The sequence below is a fragment of the Vibrio sp. D173a genome (assembly GCF_030248475.1).
Genome location: NZ_JAHGAH010001413.1, coordinates 1 through 895 on the forward strand (window position 1 = coordinate 1; position 895 = coordinate 895).

Sequence of the window (895 nt, forward strand, 5' to 3'; positions counted from 1 at the left end):
AAACAGTGATTTACCCAACCTCCTTCTAACACCTCATGTAGCGTGGGGCAGCGATAGTGCGATACAGAAGCTGGCGGATATTCTAATGGATAACATTGATGCGTTTGCAGCTGGGGCTGCTCAAACTCTAGTGACGTAGTTTCGAATTGTTGAATTTCACCCAATAAAAAAGTTGGCATAAACGCCAACCTTTTGTGTTTTAGAACGGTATAAATTTAGCCTTGTGGCTTCACAACCAAAACGTTGATTGGTGAGTTCTGTACCACTTTGCTCGCTACAGAGCCTAGAACCACTTTATCAATCTTAGAGCGCTTATGGCTTGGCATAACGATAAGGTCTGCGCCTAGCTTCTCTGCATGATCTAGAATGGTCGAGTAGGTTTTGCCTTCTGCCACATGTACTTTGTAGATCACTTCGTCATCGATGTATTTGTTTGCAAACTCTTGGAGCTGACGCTTTACGTCTTGCTTCATTTGGTTTGCTGCATCTTTCGGGAAGTAAGACGCCACCATAGACATGTGAATACCTGGCAGAACGTTCAAAAGGTGAATCTCTGCGTTGCTATTTTTAGCGTGCCATACTGCAAGTTCAACGGCTTTGTCTGAAAAGCCTTTGTCGTTAAGATCAACTGGAACAAGGATTTGTCTGTACATGTTTTTGTCTCTTTGGTTTAGCGGCGCTGAGCGAGTCTAGCGCCGTACTATCCTTTCCGTGTAATACAGAAGTGAAAATGTTTGGAGCACTCTCACTTCCCATTGTTACGCGCTAATCTCATCCTTACGAGCACGTCTTCTTTGGTTCATACCTAAGCCAATGAGGATCAGTAGAGTCGGAACAAATACCCACTCTTTCATTGGTCGGTCAGCATCTTGAATGATGGACTTAATTTCCCAGT

At 43.9% G+C, this 895-nt stretch carries 2 protein-coding genes and 1 pseudogene; 1 reads left to right on the forward strand and 2 read right to left on the reverse strand.

Annotation, left to right across the window (positions count from 1 at the left end; genetic code table 11):
• Positions 1-139 (forward strand): annotated as a pseudogene (locus KIV40_RS33725) (glycerate dehydrogenase); the annotation flags it as partial.
• Positions 140-215: 76 nt separating this feature from the next.
• On the opposite strand, the gene KIV40_RS33730 reads toward KIV40_RS33725, so the two are convergent.
• The gene (locus tag KIV40_RS33730; RefSeq protein ID WP_285353782.1) at positions 216-653 is read right to left on the reverse strand and encodes a universal stress protein; all 438 of its coding nucleotides are present in this window, start codon (positions 651-653) and stop codon (positions 216-218) included.
• Between the two features lie 105 nt (positions 654-758).
• Positions 759-895 (reverse strand): DUF3394 domain-containing protein (locus tag KIV40_RS33735; protein WP_285353784.1); only part of this gene is annotated, 137 nt, incomplete at its 5' end.